We start from the raw sequence: 16,783 nt of genomic DNA, 5'->3' as shown, positions 1-16,783 counted from the left end.
TTGAACTTTATAAAAAGGGTAAAAGTTAAATTTCTCAGGAAGATAAGATACACCATAGCGAGAACTTGGATTTTTGGCATTGTGTTCACCAAGTAAGATCGTTCCACTATCCGGAATGACAAGGCCAAGGACAGATTTTACAAAAGTACTTTTTCCTGCACCATTGGGCCCAATAAGCGCCGTAATCTGTCCCTTTTCAAATGAGACAGATACGTTATCTAAGGCCTTACTTTGCCCATATTTTTTAGTTAATCCTTCAACTTTTAAAATATCCATTTAATACTCACTAGAATTGATTGAACGTGGCTTTCTATTCTCATCTACTGCAACATAAGTAAAAACACCTTCTGTAACAATTGTTCTGTGAGATTCATGCTTACGGATAACCCAAGCTTCAATCTTTACGGCCAAAGAAGTATTTCCCTCTTTAACGGTTTCACAGTAGCAGCAAACAACATCGCCAACGAGAACAGGTCTGTGAAATGTCATACTATCAACAGCAACAGTTACCGTTCTCCCACTACATCTTTTACCAGAATAAATACCACCGGCAATATCCATTTGAGAAAGTACCCAACCTCCAAAAATGTCGCCATTTGGGTTTGTATCCCCAGGCATTGCTAATGTTCTAACACAAAGCTCACCGCTAGGAATGCGCTCGCTCATAAGTCCCCCTTAAAGTGTTCTCAAGAAAGATTTTATCTCTTTTTTCATTCTAACAAAATCACTTTTCGTGGAATTTGCAGAGAAATAACACTCATTAAAAATAGTTATTATTTTATTGAATTCCTCATAACTACGACCAGTTGTGGATTCAACTCTCTCTAAATAATTCATTAGAGACTCATTTTCAATCCATGGAACCCGACTTTTTCCCTCAAGAGATTTAGCGATTTTTCGCGTATAGAAATAGATCTTGTTTCGACTCGTTCTATTAATAAAAAAGAGAACACCTATGAAAAGCCCAATTGCCACTAAGGTAATGATAAGAATATCTCGACCTTTTAACTTGCGTCCAAATAGAGACTTAAACAGATCATCCTGCGCCTCTTTATCAAAATTCACAAAGTATGTGTTTAAATTAAAAAACAAACTATCGGCCATTAGAACAACATCACTGAGTCCAAGAACTTTTAACATCCTCACGACAGCATTGTCCGTACTGAGTAAAATTTGATCGTAATATGAACTGGCACCAATTCTTAGACGATCAGGAGCAACAGAATTGACAGGATCAAATCGAACCCAGCCTTTTCCCTTTATCCATCCCTCCACCCAAGCATGAGCATCCTTTTCACGGATTATAAAATAATCTCCAAGAGCGTTAAAATCTCCCCCTTGATAGCCTGTAACAATACGAGAAGGAATGTCTAGCGATCGCAGAGCAAAGGCCATTAAAGCAGCGTAGTGTTCACAGAATCCTTTTTTAGATTCAAAGAAAAATTGCTCTAAACCTGTAAGCCCACCAGGATTCATTGAGTAGAGATAATCATTGTTAGCAAGATAAGAAAGAAAAGAATTAATTGATTGGAGTTCATTGTCTTTTTTAAAATTCTTAACCATGAATTCTTTGAGCTTGTCGTGACCTTTAGGCAATTGCAAATAACGCGACATTTGTATCCCATCATTTTGAAAGCCTTCAATCATATAATTTTCTGCCCGAAAACGAATCCTCTCCCTACCATAGGCAACGAAAGTAAAGGTGCTACCATTTTTTGACTGGATACGACCTGCACTTGAAGGCCAAATATTATTAGCGTGGCCAAGTGTAAAAATCGTGCCATTAATTCTATTTTCAAAATCAATACTGTATTCATTCTCAAGGTTTTCAGCACGAATTGGCCTATCTAAATGAATTCGCCCTCTTTCCCATGATAAACCTTTTGAAATATCATAAGTCATCCCTCGCCAATACAATTCTGGAATTGGTGGAATATGACCTTTAAAACGTGCTCTGAACACAACCTCATCGGTTTGAACAAGATTAGCAATACTGCCAGGATTAAATTCTTCTGAAAATCCCGTCTGTCCAATTTCTGGAGTTAGGCCAAGATTACCCGTGTGAAATTTGAAGCGAGGAAAAATAAAAAAGAGTAATAACGCTAGTGGAATCGAATAAACAAAATATGAAATGAGTTTTTTCAATTCAAAATTATTGAATCTTCCCGCAAAACGCACGGCAATCATCGAATAGAACATGACAACAAGAAGTCCGATTCCATAAAAAAGGAAAAACAAAGATTCAACATGAAGCATGTGTCCAACAAGAGATAGGATTAAAATTAGTATGAGCAAATAAAAATCACGAACACTCTTCATTTCGAGTAATTTAATGACAGACAAATAAGAAAGAAAGAAAATCCCCCCTTCTAGAGATTTAAACTTGCCGTAGGTCAGAGCATAGAAAACAATCCCAACAATCAATCCAATAGCAGAAAATTTAGGGTGAAATTGAATTTTTTTAAACAAAACGAGGGTCCCTATTATAAACCCAGTAAGTAGAAATAAATTTTCAGCAATTGGCTTATCCCATGCGAAAGGGATATAGGTCATGAGTGGCAAGATCAATGAAAAGAGATTGATTCTATTGACCATGAACAACCACCTCTTTAACGACATTTAACAAAAAGTTGTAATCACTGGAATGATATCGTCTTTTACTTAATTGAAAAATAAGTGGGATCCCCTGTCTTAACGAATAAAGAGCAATACCAAGTGCATGAGAGCATTTTTGAGAATGTTCTCCAGAAAGCTCATCATAATCTAAAAATAACTCTGGATTTAAGAAGGATCCATATCTTTTAACAAGAAGCTCATCAGAGCGGGCCAAATTCTTCCAACTGACAAGACTCATTTGATCACCTTCCTGATAGACAGAAAGTCCAATAAGCTCATCTTGCCCTTTTTGACTCAAATTAGAAAAAATATCATTTTCACTATTTAGAGTTTCACCATGTTGATCGAAGCTAGGCCCATTTGTTGAATAAATGGTGAAATCAACAGAGAATTCTCGCCATGCTCTATATAGACCGAAAGGAAATGTTGAAGAGAGGGTCAAATTTCTAATGTGGATAACTTTAATCTGTTCTTCTTTTGCCCTAAAGCTTACGCCACTTATACCATTCGCATCAATATCACCAATTTCAGAAAAAATAATCTCAGGATGAGAAAGAGAGAGATCAATCTTCTTATCATTTGATTTATTTTTTATAATCAACTGTGAAAAACAATCCTCCCCTGGAATACTGTAAAATTCTTTCTTGGAAGTGAGTTCTAAATCTTTTAGTGAGTAATTTGTGGCAAAGCTTACGGCCATTAAAAATGAGAAGAAAAAGAATGTGATTGCATAGGCAAAAGATGTTCCATAAAAAATTGCAACAACAAACGCCAAAAATGTTCCACCAAAATAATAAAGGCCTAATTTAGTGGGAAGAATATAAATCCTTCCCGGTCTAATAAACTTTGAGAAATACTTTTTAAAAATCATAGATCAATTTTATGAAGAAGTTCATTCATCTTTTCAATACCCATCTTAACACCATGAACTCCACCAACACGATGTCCAAAAATATAAGGCGCAAGAAATTGAACATCATCAACAGTAACATAATCTCTTCCTTGCACAAACGCACGAGCTTTTGATGCCGTCACCAAGTCTTGCCCACCACGAGTACTCATAGCATGACCATCTTGAAGATTTATGCGACAATATTGTAAAATATTTAACACGTAATCATATACTTTTTCATCGACATGAATATTTGAAATAGTATTTTGAATTAGTGCTAATTCTTCAACTGTAAAAATAGGTTCTAAGCTTTGAATTTCTTCACGAATTTTCGGTCTCATCAAAATTTTCTTTTCGGCCTCACGCTCTGGTGCCCCTAAAAAAATACTCATAAAAAAGCGATCCAGTTGAGATTCTGGCAATGGAAATGTTCCTAGTTGCTTGAACGGGTTTTGGGTTGCAAAGACTATAAATGGAGAAGGCATTTTATAGTCAACACCTTCTACGCTAATATGCCTTTCCTCCATAACTTGTAAAAGAGCACTTTGAGTCTTGGGAGTTGCTCGATTCAATTCATCAGCAAGTACGATCTCACCGAAAATAGGACCCTTTTTGAATTTAAAGTCCCCAGTATTTTTATCAAAGATATTAAAACCAATAATATCTGCAGGAAGTAAATCATTTGTGAATTGAATTCGTGATAAATCGAGCCCAAGAAGTTTTGCTAAGAGAAAAACCATTGTGGTCTTCCCAACACCTGGGTAGTCTTCAATAAGAAGGTGACCGTTTGAAAGAGCACATACCAATGAGAGTTCAATTTCTTTTTTCTTACCAATTAGAATCGTACTGGCGGTCTCTAGGAACTTTTCAATATTTTTTCTCGACAATTCTGACACTTATACCTCTATGTGATTTTAGGACTTTGGATGAACTGAAGCATTAATATGTGGCATCTTCATAATCATCAGATTTCATTGATTTCAATTCTTTTATTATACATTGTTATTTATCAAGGGGTTAGATTTCTCACAATTTTCAGTCTTTTTTTTAAAAATAATAAGCACCAAAATAAGAGGGTCAGTTCATCAACTAATGTAGAACGTATGTGAAATTTGCGAGATGAACTTCCACTATTAACGAAACTAAATACACATTATGAAACTAGTCGGAACCATGTCATTTGTTCTCCTTTATGGATGTGCAGGACCAGCTAATCCATTTGGAGCAAAGGCCTTTGTTATAAAAAAAGACCAAGTGAAAATTGATCATCAAGGAATTGAAAATCGTTTTATCGCTCAGACAAATGCGACATTGAAGATTCCAACAATTACTTTTGACCCTCCCAGAAAGTACTACCACGAAAAAGGGCCATTAAAGATAAAAGTCCACTCGCCACTGGGACTCGATAATGCGACTTTGCAGTTTTACTACAACAAGCAAAATGTAACATCAGAAGTCCTGCAAAGGGCAAAAGTCATTACTGACAATAATACAACTTATGAAATCTTAATTAAAAGATTTAAACTTCCTCTCTCGAAAGAGAGTAATATCACTGTTAAATACAACAGTGATAAATATACTTTTGAACAAGACTATAGCGAGCCAGAATGTAACTTAAGACAATTTGCGAGTATCAATAATACGGGTGAATTTAATGTAAAAAATGCATTCATCGGAACGATTCAAGGACTTGGAAAAAGAGAAGGAATAAATCCCTCATTGATGGCCGGTCTTATTGCAAAAGAATCTGGATTTAATCCCCATGCCGTAAGCTATGCTAAGGCAATTGGACTAACACAAGTAACTAAACTCGCAGGTTCTCATATCTTAGATAAATATGATCACTGGCCAGAATACCCTGGGATAAATGAATTTAGTGTCCCTACTATTAAAACTCTTATTACTCTGGGCAAAATCAATAATCAAAATGAATGGCGTCTTGATAAAAGTAGATCAATCCTTGGCGGTATGACATATCTAAAATATCTCGAAGAGTATTGGAACAAGCAAAATGAGATAGGAAGTAATATTGAAGAAATTGATCTTATCCTTGCAAGCTATAACTCTGGGCCTTATCGCGTAAAAAAGGCCGTACAACGTGATCCGAAACTTTGGAATTATGACTCAGAATTAAATGAAGCTAATAAATATGTAAAGATGGTGAAAAGTTATTGTGATGCTTTTGCATCACCTTATTAAAGAGGTCGATATGAAGTCTAAACCAATTCTCTACAAAGGTCTGACAATTTTTAATCTACTTATAATCATTGGTATTCCCTTACAGATAGCCCTATTGTACGAACATAATGTAAGCGAATTCCTATATATAATTGATAAGATGACAATCTTCAATTGGATCGTTGCCCTTTCATGTGCCATGGTCGCTCTATCTTCACACTTTGCACACAAGAGCTTGAAGTGGCTCATCCCCATTAGTGCTACATGCGTTTTTATGAATAATCTAATCGTAGCAAGATATGGTGATGAATATACAGCTGAAACTGTATTCTTTTCAACTATGGCATTTTTACTGATTCAATTTTCATTTTTCGCACTCAGAGATTCTAAACTAATTGCTCAACAAGAAAAGCGTTGGTGGTTAATTCCTAAAAGACATAAGATTAAGGCCAATGTTTGGATTAGCGTAAATGATAAAAAAGAATATTTAGGAACAACTTTTGATATTTCAAGAACAGGTTTATTCCTAAAATATGATGAAAAAAAGGCCAATGAGATTTTGGCCCAACTTCATCAAGGTGATGACATTAAAATTACTATTGACCTCGAAACACCAATTGAGTGTGAGGCCAAAGTTGTTAGAAAATCTTTGGCCACAGGCATCTATCCCGCAGGTATGGGAATGAGATTCAATCACCTCGGCGGATTAAATTCACTACGTCTTGGCTATGCTTTTGCGACGAACCATTAATTGGTTCGTCCACAAAATAAGTGCAGGTAATAAGACCAGATCGCAAAGAAGGGCAACGCTTAATACAAATGCACATAAGATCCCAAAATTTATATTTGGCACAAGATGAGCAAACATAAACACTCCAAATCCAGAAACAAGAATCACAGTAGTTACAATTAATGCAAATCCTGTTGTGTGGAGAACATCAACAATTGCTTCGAAAGCATTGAGACCTCTGTCTCTAAAAGCTCGGTAATTGAATAAAAAGTGAATCGTATCATCAACAGCAATCCCAAGTGTTACACTGGCCACAATGGCACAGCCAACATCAATTGGTTTGCTAAGTAAGGTTAAAATACCTGCACCGGCAATGACAGGAACGACATTGGGAATAAGAGACATCAAACCGACCCCAATATTTTTAAAAATAAAAATAAGAAGTCCCGTAATAATCAAAAGTGCAAAAAACATAGAAGTAAAAAATGTATTCACAACATGTTCGTTCATACGATGGAATAGAATAGGTTTACCAGTAACTTCCATTTTGAGACCACGCTTTAGGGCCTCTTTTTCAAAAACTTCAACCTGCTCCAAACTCTCTTTTGAGTTTTGAATATCCCACATAACAGTTGAACGTAGGAATCTATTACCTATATCTATCCTATCATTAAGGTCAAGGCCTTGGGGTAATCCCATCGTATAAAGAAAGAGTTCCTGTGCTATCACTTCTTGAGAATCATTGATTCTAAATTCTTTTTCATCCCCGCCATAGAGTGATTTATTCATTTCTTTTAGAACATCAATAATACTTGCGGCCTTGTTGACATGGGACATATCTCCAATCCACGCGAGAAAGCTATCAACTTGCTTCAAAAATTGTGGATTTTTAATCCCATCATTTTCACCTGAATCAAAAACAAGCTCCGGTCCCCCAACGCCACCAAAGGCCTCTAGCGCAAAGTCATTTGTAATAGTAACCTCATCTTCTTCAGTAAAGTAATGATAGGGATTAGAATTAATTTCATTTTGCACGGCCGCATAACCAAGTCCAATAAAGATCAAGGTGAAGGAGATTAAAATTGGGCCTTTAAAGCGATCAATAAAGGTCACATACTTTTTCACCTTTTCCTTAGTCATTAAATTCTTATCGAGAAGAGTTTGCTTTCCTTGATCATTAGTCAGAACAATTAGAGGAACTGTGAACAGATAGCTAAATATCAGAGCAAAAGTTGTTCCAATCCCAGCAAGCAATCCGACATCACTCACTGGAACAATATCTGAAGAGACAAGACTAAAAAATCCAATAGCAGTTGAAAGTGTCGTTAAAAAAATTGGCCATAGATTTTTCATCATGGCGTATTCACAGGCCAATTGTAGTGAAATCCCTTCAGCTCTATATTTATAATAAGAAGCAATTAAGTGGACACAATCAGCAATTGATATGGCTATCAAAATACTTGGAAGAATAAATGTTAGAGTATTAACTTTAATTCCAAATATCCCAATAAGCCCACCAGTTACGGCGAGTGAGCAGGCAATGACACACATAGGGATGAAAACACCATTAAATGTTCTAAAACAAAAAATTAAGTAAAAAATGACCAACGCCAATAATACAGGTACTAAGGTGCGTAAGTCAGAAAAAGATAAATCTTGAAAGTGGTAGCTAACAGTTGGTTGACCAAAAAGGTGAATCTTAAAACCATCTTTATTCATATATGGGGCCAATATATCTTGGGCACCCAGATAGATCTTATTAAAATCTGTTTCTTTGTCTGGTGTATGAACGACTCTCCCATAGATAATTGTGCTTTTATAATCGTTTGAGATATAGAGGTTCGAGATTGTAGAATGTTTTTGTGCTTCTTCTTTTCTTTGCTCTAAATATTTTAGATCATTAATCTTTTCTTTATCGATGAACGCTTCCGTTGTGATATCGTCACCTTTTGAATAACTCCAGTGATAATTCACTAATGATTCAGATCGAATGATGCCCGGAATGGTCCAAACTTTATCTGTAATTTCAAAAAGTAATTTTTGAAACTCTGGAGAAAATACATCAGTGCTTCCCTCTATAATAACGGCCATACTTTCATCATTTCCAAAATGTTTTTCAAAACGATCTAATGCTTTAATATACGGATCTGTTTTTCTAAACCAAACTTTCGCTCCAAAATCGAAACCAATATTGAGCATAAATGGTAAAAAAACGGCGACAATAAGGGCACCAAATAGAAGACATTTTTTAGGATTCTTTAGAGGGAATCTTGCGAGGTGGAATTTTAAATTTTTCATAATAAAAAGCTAGCACGGCCCCTATAAAAGTGCACTATCGGCAAGCTAGATTTTTATTGATTAAAAGGGTCTTCAGGCCTTGTGGTGACAAGGGATTCGACCTGAAGACCCGGGAGAGGGACTTCGCCTCTAGAGGATTTCAACTAGAGGGAAATTAATTTTCTATTTTTTAACTCAAGTATAATACGATCGAAGTGTTCGATGGGATATGCTCCACGAACAGGGACACCATTAACGATGAATCCAGGTGTTCCTTGAATATCAAATTTCTGTGCTTCGGCCAAATCTTCTTGAATACGGTTTTTCACTCTATCAGACTCAATATTCTTTTTAAGATTTTTCATATTAACATTTAGCTTCTTTGCCACTTTATCCAGATATTTTTCCGCCATGCTAATTTTTGATTGATTAGCGAAAAGCTCATCGTAAAATTGGTAGGCCTTATTTTCATCTTGAATTCTGATCGCCTCATAGTACTGAGCAGCGATCATCGCCTGGGGATGGAAGCTTAATGGCAAATGTTTATAGACGATTCGGACTTTCCCTTCATACTTTTTCATCAGATCAGATATAGTCTTTGAACCACGGGCACAAAATGGGCACTGGAAATCTGTATACTCTACAATTGTAATTGGTGCGTCTTTATTCCCTCGGAATGATTCATCCTTACGAAGAACTGGAGTAAGAGGATTATCAAACGAAGACAAGAATTGCTTTTCACGTTCCTCTTGTTCTTTTTCGGCCATATCTTTACGTGCTGTTTGAACCATTTTTTGAATGGTTTCTACAAATTGAGTAGGATTCTCCTCCATTACCTTTGTGATAACTTCTGGGTCCTCTTTTAAGATTTTAGAAATTCTCTGCTTTAAGCTCTCGTCAGACTCCTTACAAGAAGCGAATAGCACGGCCATGGTCATAATCCACATTTTGTTTTTAGACATAAAAAAAGCCTCCTTAGCACCAATACTTATCAAGTATCGGCCAAGGAGGCCCATTATGTGTCAGTGAAATGACAATTTATTGTCAATTCGAAAATTTAAATCGGTATCCAATCCCTCTTACTGTTTCAATAAGCTCATCCGATAATTTTTGTCTAAGCTGTAGAACGTGGGTATCAACAGTTCTCGTTGTAGGAAAATGCTCATATCCCCAAACTTTATTGAGAATTTCATCACGAGAAAAGGCCCTATTTGGCGTTTCCGCCAACAATTTTAAAAAGTCGAATTCCATCTTTGTTAACTCAACTTTATCCCCTTTAAACATAACCTCACGAGTATCTAGATCAATCTTCAACTCTCCACGAACAATTGAACTTGTCGCGGCCTGGGGTTCTGTTGTTTGAATTCTAAGTTGAACACGTATTCTGGCAATGAGCTCTCTTGGCTCAAAAGGCTTCGTAACATAATCATTGGCCCCAGTTTCAAGTCCAATAACCTTATCAATAAGATCGGCCCTTGCAGTGAGCATAATCACCGGAACAAAGCTTCCCTTACCTCTTATTTCTTTTAAAAAATCAATTCCTTGTCCGTCTGGCAGCATCCAATCTAAGATCACCAATTCTCTTTCAAAACTTTGAGCATCGCGGGCCTCTTGAAGAGACTTACACCACAAAACATCCATACCTTCACTCTTTAAAAAACTATTTAGTGAAGCTCCTAAATTTTGATCATCCTCAACTAATAATATCTTTGTTGCCACGGGCCCTCCCTTAGCGGTTAAAAGTAATTTTGAAGGAAGTAGGATCATTATTGAACACAATCTTTCCTTCCATTTCCCTAATTATTTTATGAACAATGCTCATTCCAAGCCCTGTTCCTGAACTTTTATTTCCCTTAACAAATTCACTTGTTAATTCTTCCAACGTATCAAATTGACATTTCCCTTGGTCACTCACATATACAACAATCGAATCACTTAAAACTTCTAGTGTAAATTCCACTGGTGGCGTGCCATGAAAAAAAGCATTTTCAATGAGATTCTTCAAACAGATTTGCAACCAATACAAATCGATTTTGATACTGCGGTCTTCTCCTTTAAAAGTAACTTTGAAAAGATCACCATGCTCATCACTATAGGGATAAATCATTTCATCAATCATTTGATAAACACTTGGAACAAGTTCATCATTCAACTGAATTAGCTTTCCACCTTCTTGAACTTTAAGATAATTTCGACTTTTCTCTGTTAATCTTTGAAGTCTATAAATCTCAGAGTTCATTCTTAAAAGAATTTCTTGTAGATCATCTTCAAGATTTGGCAAATATCTATTGATCTGCTCAACAGACAACAAAAGTGATGTAACAGGTGTCCTAAACTCATGAGTTAAAACTTGTAAGGCCAATCTTTTTCTCTCTTCTTCTTGTCTTTGTATTCTAATTTTCACAAGTAACAAGCGAACAACTATGGCACAAATGATAATGAGACCAAAGAAAAAGGCGATAGTTGAAAAGTTAGCAAGTTTAAAGATGTGCTTAACATCATAATCCCAACAAAGCTCTCCATCTCTATAAAAACAAGGTCTACCTTGCTTATAGTTTTGCAAGATAAATGAGGAATCTTTTAAGAAATTATCGAGATCATCACGATCGTAAAAGCGATATTCTAGGATGGGCAAAATTCCAGGATATGTAATTCTGGCCAATAAAAATGTTTTCGTAAGAATTGTCCCCTCACCCTTTGCAAGAGAAAGAAGAGAATTATAATCGAGCTTCACTAGTAAATCGTAAATCCCCCCAAGATTTCCCACTTCACTTTGTAGATCCACTAGCTCTGTTATATGGAAATAACGAAGATTATTTCTTACCCAAGCACGAGAGCGGTTGTTCTCTTTGTTAAGCTTAAATGACAAGTAGGCATAACTATGACCAGAGGGGTGAATAAATGGAGGTTGACGAAAAAAACCTGGAGATAAATGATCTTTTTTACCACAACGATACTCTTCCCAAACCCAAACTTTTTCAAAGCCAGGTTGATTCACCAGAATTTCAAAATCCTTGAAACAATCTTGACTAGAGAAATAATCGATTTGCTTATTGATCTCTTCAGAAGGTGTCGAATAGAACGGGTCAATCAGACGAATCTGCTGAGGTGAATAGTATATAGAATTGAAATTGATAATGGCCCTTGGGGCCACTTTCTTTTGAAAGTCGAGCTTTAGTTCATTGATTTGGACAATATCTTCTAACGTTGGGGTATATGAGCCCTGAAGGAACAGGGCAAAATATCCTGTCCCAAATGCCATGGCGAGAGCTGTTAAAATAAGAACGATATATAAACGCATGACGAAATCCCAATTAATCCCTGAAAATCATCTTCATCTATTTAACAGGGAAAAATGTCAGTGATTTGTAAAGTTATTGTGATTAGTGCTCTAAACCCTATCACAACAAAAGTGTTTTGGCCTATTCCTTGTTTGCTAAAAAGCATAGAGTTCGTTATAAAGTTTAGGTAAACAATTGAAAAATTGGAGTAGTAGATGCTTATATTGGGAATTGATCTAGAGGGAATTAACGAAAACCTTATTGAGAAAGGTGTAAACCTTCAGGTGGACCGCGTTACAGAAATTGGCGCTGTGCTATGGGACACTCGTATCAACCAGCCCATAAAAATCTATTCTGAACTTATTGATGAAACAGACCGTCTCCCACTAACTGAAGAAGTCATCGAACTTACAGGTATCGATGAAGAGCTTCTTAGAGATTGGGGCCTAAAAGGCGAAGAAATTCAAATGGCATTGACTCGTCTTTCTATGATCATGAAAAAGGCCGACTACTTCATGGCCCACAATGGGGCCAAGTACGATGAACCGATGTTAAAGGCACTTTTTAAAAGATTCAATGTGACGATGCCAGACAAAGTTTGGATTGACACTGTTACAGATATAGAATTTCCAAAGAAGATTCTTCAAAAGAACATGGCCGCTCTTGAGCACGCCCATGGCTTTATCAATCCTTTCCCTCACCGCGCAGTGACGGATGTTCTTTCTATGTTAAAAGTGGCCTCTCACTATGATTTTGACAGAATGGCGCAATTAGCTGAGTCACCGATGATTAAAATTGTCGCTCAACTTCAAGCACCAAATTGGAAGAATAAGGATGAGGTCGAGAAGTTTAATTTTGTGAAAAACAAAGTAAGTAGGGCCAGATTCCAGTGGAACCCTGGAGACAAAACTTGGTTCAAAGTTGTTCATAAGTTATTGTTAGATGAAGGAAAATTGAACTATGACTTCCCTTGGGAGCAGGTCAATTTGTAAAAAGTTCATCATGTCAGAAATTGTAGGCCTTCTTTTAAGGCCTCTTTTTTTTTCCGTGTTACACCAATAAGACCGATTTACACGAGGAAAAAAAATGAAAATTCACATCGCAGTGCTGGCACTAATTTCATTATCATCTTACGCTGGCTCAGTTAAAAGAGAAAGGCCCCTCGTACAAGTTTACAAGAATACAGACTGCTCAAAAACAGACTCATGTGATCTAAAAGAATTCAAGCTTGAAACATATAATTACAACTCAATCATAGCCGGTGACGCCACTCTTGGGAGTTCGGCCACAATGAGCTATAAAACTGATAAAGTTGAAAATCTAGAAAAGTATGCTGTTGTCCAATTCATCAAAGGGTGTGTTTACAACTCTAAGTTGGTTGATGGAAAAATTGAAAAGAACTCTTACGTCTCTCGTGAATTTTTCGGAGAGATTAAAAGATTCACCCACCCACAATGGGTTATTGATTCTGTAGATAAAGACCCTGTTTACAATAGTATTGAGAAACTTAGACATGGGGCCTATCGTTGGAACACTGTTGCTGGTTCAACTGAAAAGAAAACACAAAAGTATTATTTAAATGAAAAACCAACTAGGCCAGAACTCTACGTTACAGACCTGCCATCAACGGCCTTCTTTATGTATGGAGAGGCCAAAAACGTCAGTCTAGAATTTAAGGCCTGTATCTACAAGACAAATGAAGTTCCCATGGAAACAGATCCAGAAGATACAACTTTTGCTGAACCCATTAAATGCTTCGATTGGAAGAGTTCATTCATTTACAATCACACAGGTAAGCTTTACGAATCTAAGAAAGAAATCGATTCCTACTGTTTACAGTGATCTTATAGAAGGGAGGTTTACGACCTCCCTTTTTTTTTCTAAAATTTCTCTATGACAAAAAGATTATGCGCCCACAGACCTTTTCCAAGTTACGCCTTTGTTCCAGGAAAGAATCCACACCCTCTAAAAGAAGGTGGCCACAGCTTTGCCAGTGGCGAGCCCCATACACCACCTATGGATGAAAATAGGCCCTATGACAGCGATGATTTTCTCTTTGCCCTAGACCTGTTTAATTTTGGTTATTATTGGGAAACTCATATGTATCTCGAAGCGCTATGGAATGCTCACAAGCGCACGGGAGATCTCTGCCATTTGTTTTTAGCAATTATCAAGTTGAGTGCGGCGGGAATAAAATGGCAGCAGGCCTCAGAAAAAGCGACAACAGGCCATCTCGAAAGGGCCATTGAACACTTACACAATATTCAAAAAGATAAAGTTGCTGGATTTATTGTGAGCGATCTTATTGAACTCATAAAAAACTCCCCCCCTACGCAATTAGAAAATGGAAGATGCTACAGCTTTGATCTTATTCCGCAAATTTAATGATTTCTCATATGTTCTGCAAAACGAGAGAAGGCATCATCAAGATAGGCCCTTAATTCAGGATGGTAATTCATATCATCCATGGCCTTTGTCATACAAAGCATCCATTCATCGCGCTCAATTGTCGTAATCTTAAAAGGGAAATGCCTCATTCTCATACGAGGATGGCCAAAGGCCTCAATATAAAGATTTGGACCACCCATCCAGCCAGAGAGAAACATAAAAAGTTTTTTATTCGCACCGGCCAGGGACTCTTTATGAAGATCGCGACATCTCTTTGCCTCTGGCAATGTGTCCATGTAGAAATAAAACTTATCCACAAGATTTTTGAGTCCTACCTCTTCACCGATCAAGAGATATGGTGTGACTTTTGCGGGGTCAATAACTTCTGTTTTATTCATAAGGGTTTTTATTTTATCTAAGATACTCATTTCAATTTCCTATCATAAAATTGGCACTCATAAAATGCTCATAAAGCATTAATTCAATCATTTACTTAAAATTATTTCAGTTAATTACCATGTCGCCGATAATAAAAGTATGATGAAAATAAGTGTTACATTACTGATATTACTTACATTTAGCGCCTCTGCCGATCAAAACTTTTCAAAGGCAAAGAGGTCATTAACTATTGAGGGCGACAATCAAGAGATTTTTACTCTAGATAATAAGTCCGACTATTTCATTCAACCAGTGAATGATGTCAAAGATGAGGCCCATCTTTGGTATCGAACTATTAAGCTTGTGGATGAAGATGGTGCCCCTCTCGATAATAAAGAATATAAAGTAAGTGCTAATTACCTTTACCGCTCAATTGGCCATGAGACGTCAAAGACCTTCCAAGCAAAAGCTGGTTCTAAAGAAGTGACTGTCCCTAAAAATTCTAAAGTCATCATCGACTCACGTGGTGGTACAAACTGGAAATACTACAATATCTATCTTGTTAACAATAATGGTCAAATCGTTGATGAAAAAGGAAAGATTGTTAAAAACCCAAAAGATATGGAGTTTTTAAAAGTTAGTGAAAGCATTCTTGATCAAATGCTTCTTGATGAAGAAATCAATAGTGTCTCAGAAAATTTAAAAGAATTTGATGCAACTTTAGAGCCTCCAAAAAAAGAATGTGTTGAGTGCGAAAAATTTGCAGAAGTGGCCGCAACAAGATCTGTGGAAACTCCACCTGTGCAAACAAATGAAAAAATGCAACAAGACGTTGCAAGTTACGACTATATTATGGATAGACGTAATCAACTTAAGGGAACAAAAGGCTGTGAAACAAAACTAAGACAGCTTGAGCAAAGTATACCAAATCAGCTATGGGATAATATGTCCATCGAGCAAAGGGCAAGTGAAGTCTATAATCAGGCCAAGATCTCTTATAATAAAATTAAAAATGATAAAGCAAGTGTCAACGGCAGAACTGTTCAGACAAATTTTGCTCAAAGAGCAAATCCTCACTATCTTCACCCAGGAGTAACACCGGAACTAATGAGTTGTATTGTTTTTCAAGAAACACACGGAATCATTCGTCCTCAAGTATACAATTATACTTACTGTGACAGAACGGCCAATCCAACTTCAACGGCGCACGGCCTTGGTATGATTACAAGTTCTACAATGAAAAAACTGCACTCATACAAAAAAACACGCAGTGAAGTCGTCAACCAGATTCCGATTACAACTATTCCAGGTAATCCGTATAATGGGAAAAGTGCCACTTACCTTCACAAGGCCATGGCCGACGATGTTCCTCTTACAATGGAAGTTATCTTTAGAACACTTAACGATAATTTAAAACAACAAAACTGGTCTCTCGCTAGAAGTAAAAGCTTCGATCAAAACAGTCTTGCTCAAACAATCAAGCAAGGTGTTACACTCTATGATCAAGATGCTAAAAGTGGATATTTAAATGGTGTTTTAAATAAATGCCTACCTTGTATGCAGCAAGTGGCGCGAGGAAATGGAAGCGCCATTGATTGTCACAATAGGATGAAAAAATGAAATTCGCATTAATGATATTAACGATTGCTTTCAAAAGCTATGCCTTTACTCCAACAGACGCGGATAAAGCTGGGCTCATCTATTTTCATCAATATGATCTGAATGATTCAAATATTAATATCGTTGTAGAAGTTGATAAGGGTGAACAATATTTCAATCTCTACGATGATAAGAATAAGAAAATTATAAATTTTCCAATGGCACAAACTGAAGCTTTTAACAAAACCGAAGTGACGGCCATTAATAAATATGATGGAAATATTATTCTGAGCCTTTGGAATAAAGGGGCCCACGGTAAACAACTTTTTATCCATGATATCAAATCAGGAAAAGAACTTCTCCATATCAAATCAAGTTATACATTAGACTACACTATTGGAGTTGATCATATAACTGTGAATTGGACTGGTGATATGTTGAAAA

Annotated in this window: 17 protein-coding genes; 7 read left to right on the top strand and 10 right to left on the bottom strand. The window is 36.5% G+C overall.

What is annotated here, in order from left to right; genetic code table 11:
• The 5 genes from M899_RS05475 to M899_RS05455 form a co-directional block, all read right to left on the bottom strand.
• A partial coding sequence (locus M899_RS05475) for an ATP-binding cassette domain-containing protein (RefSeq protein WP_034728051.1) occupies positions 1–276 on the bottom strand: 276 nt, incomplete at its 3' end.
• Complete coding sequence (locus M899_RS05470) at positions 277–666, bottom strand: acyl-CoA thioesterase (protein WP_021270410.1); 390 nt, start codon at positions 664–666, stop codon at positions 277–279.
• Between the two features lie 9 nt (positions 667–675).
• Positions 676–2,595, bottom strand: a complete 1,920-nt coding sequence (locus M899_RS05465) for a transglutaminase family protein (protein ID WP_021270406.1) — start codon at positions 2,593–2,595, stop codon at positions 676–678.
• Complete coding sequence (locus M899_RS05460; RefSeq protein ID WP_021270421.1) at positions 2,585–3,487, bottom strand: DUF58 domain-containing protein; 903 nt, start codon at positions 3,485–3,487, stop codon at positions 2,585–2,587. The genes M899_RS05465 and M899_RS05460 overlap by 11 nt, the downstream gene beginning before the upstream one ends.
• Entirely contained in the window at positions 3,484–4,404 is a 921-nt protein-coding gene (locus tag M899_RS05455; RefSeq protein WP_021270416.1) for an AAA family ATPase, read from the bottom strand. Before M899_RS05455 ends, M899_RS05460 begins: the two co-directional genes overlap by 4 nt.
• A gap of 259 nt (positions 4,405–4,663) precedes the next feature.
• On the opposite strand from M899_RS05455, the gene M899_RS05450 reads away from it, so the two are divergent.
• Positions 4,664–5,707 carry a lytic transglycosylase domain-containing protein gene (locus M899_RS05450; RefSeq protein WP_081653742.1) on the top strand — a complete coding sequence of 348 codons (1,044 nt, stop codon included), beginning with the start codon at positions 4,664–4,666 and terminating at the stop codon, positions 5,705–5,707.
• A gap of 10 nt (positions 5,708–5,717) precedes the next feature.
• On the top strand, positions 5,718–6,437 hold the full coding sequence (locus tag M899_RS05445; RefSeq protein ID WP_021270417.1) for a PilZ domain-containing protein: 720 nt from the start codon (positions 5,718–5,720) through the stop codon (positions 6,435–6,437).
• On the opposite strand, the gene M899_RS05440 is transcribed toward M899_RS05445, so the two are convergent.
• From M899_RS05440 to M899_RS05425, 4 genes are all read right to left on the bottom strand, one after another.
• Positions 6,402–8,714, bottom strand: a complete 2,313-nt coding sequence (locus M899_RS05440) for an efflux RND transporter permease subunit (RefSeq protein ID WP_021270414.1) — start codon at positions 8,712–8,714, stop codon at positions 6,402–6,404. The two genes, M899_RS05445 and M899_RS05440, sit on opposite strands and share 36 nt — an antisense overlap.
• A 143-nt stretch (positions 8,715–8,857) precedes the next feature.
• Positions 8,858–9,655, bottom strand: a complete 798-nt coding sequence (locus tag M899_RS05435) for a DsbA family protein (RefSeq protein ID WP_021270407.1) — start codon at positions 9,653–9,655, stop codon at positions 8,858–8,860.
• 82 nt (positions 9,656–9,737) lie between these two features.
• A complete protein-coding gene (locus M899_RS05430; protein WP_021270411.1) occupies positions 9,738–10,412 on the bottom strand; it encodes a response regulator transcription factor in 675 nt (224 codons plus the stop codon).
• A gap of 10 nt (positions 10,413–10,422) precedes the next feature.
• Positions 10,423–11,994: a sensor histidine kinase gene (locus M899_RS05425; protein ID WP_021270413.1), complete on the bottom strand. Its 1,572-nt coding sequence runs from the start codon at positions 11,992–11,994 to the stop codon at positions 10,423–10,425.
• Between the two features lie 195 nt (positions 11,995–12,189).
• Between M899_RS05425 and M899_RS05420 the strand changes: the two genes are divergently transcribed.
• From M899_RS05420 to M899_RS17550, 3 genes are all read left to right on the top strand, one after another.
• A complete protein-coding gene (locus M899_RS05420) occupies positions 12,190–12,966 on the top strand; it encodes a 3'-5' exonuclease (protein ID WP_021270415.1) in 777 nt (258 codons plus the stop codon).
• 94 nt (positions 12,967–13,060) lie between these two features.
• A complete protein-coding gene (locus M899_RS05415; protein ID WP_021270412.1) occupies positions 13,061–13,816 on the top strand; it encodes a hypothetical protein in 756 nt (251 codons plus the stop codon).
• Positions 13,817–13,867: 51 nt separating this feature from the next.
• The gene (locus M899_RS17550) at positions 13,868–14,359 is read left to right on the top strand and encodes a DUF309 domain-containing protein (RefSeq protein ID WP_021270409.1); all 492 of its coding nucleotides are present in this window, start codon (positions 13,868–13,870) and stop codon (positions 14,357–14,359) included.
• On the opposite strand, the gene M899_RS05405 is transcribed toward M899_RS17550, so the two are convergent.
• Positions 14,356–14,790 carry a group II truncated hemoglobin gene (locus tag M899_RS05405; RefSeq protein WP_021270419.1) on the bottom strand — a complete coding sequence of 145 codons (435 nt, stop codon included), beginning with the start codon at positions 14,788–14,790 and terminating at the stop codon, positions 14,356–14,358. The two genes, M899_RS17550 and M899_RS05405, sit on opposite strands and share 4 nt — an antisense overlap.
• 109 nt (positions 14,791–14,899) lie before the next feature.
• On the opposite strand from M899_RS05405, the gene M899_RS05400 reads away from it, so the two are divergent.
• Together M899_RS05400 and M899_RS05395 are read left to right on the top strand one after the other, a co-directional pair.
• Entirely contained in the window at positions 14,900–16,360 is a 1,461-nt protein-coding gene (locus M899_RS05400) for a hypothetical protein (protein ID WP_021270408.1), read from the top strand.
• On the top strand, positions 16,357–16,783 hold a 427-nt coding region (locus tag M899_RS05395), incomplete at its 3' end, for a hypothetical protein (RefSeq protein ID WP_021270420.1). The genes M899_RS05400 and M899_RS05395, both read left to right, overlap by 4 nt.

This window comes from Bacteriovorax sp. BSW11_IV, from assembly GCF_000447755.1.
Lineage (GTDB): Bacteria > Bdellovibrionota > Bacteriovoracia > Bacteriovoracales > Bacteriovoracaceae > BSW11-IV.
This window is presented reverse-complemented; position numbering and strand designations above follow the sequence as displayed.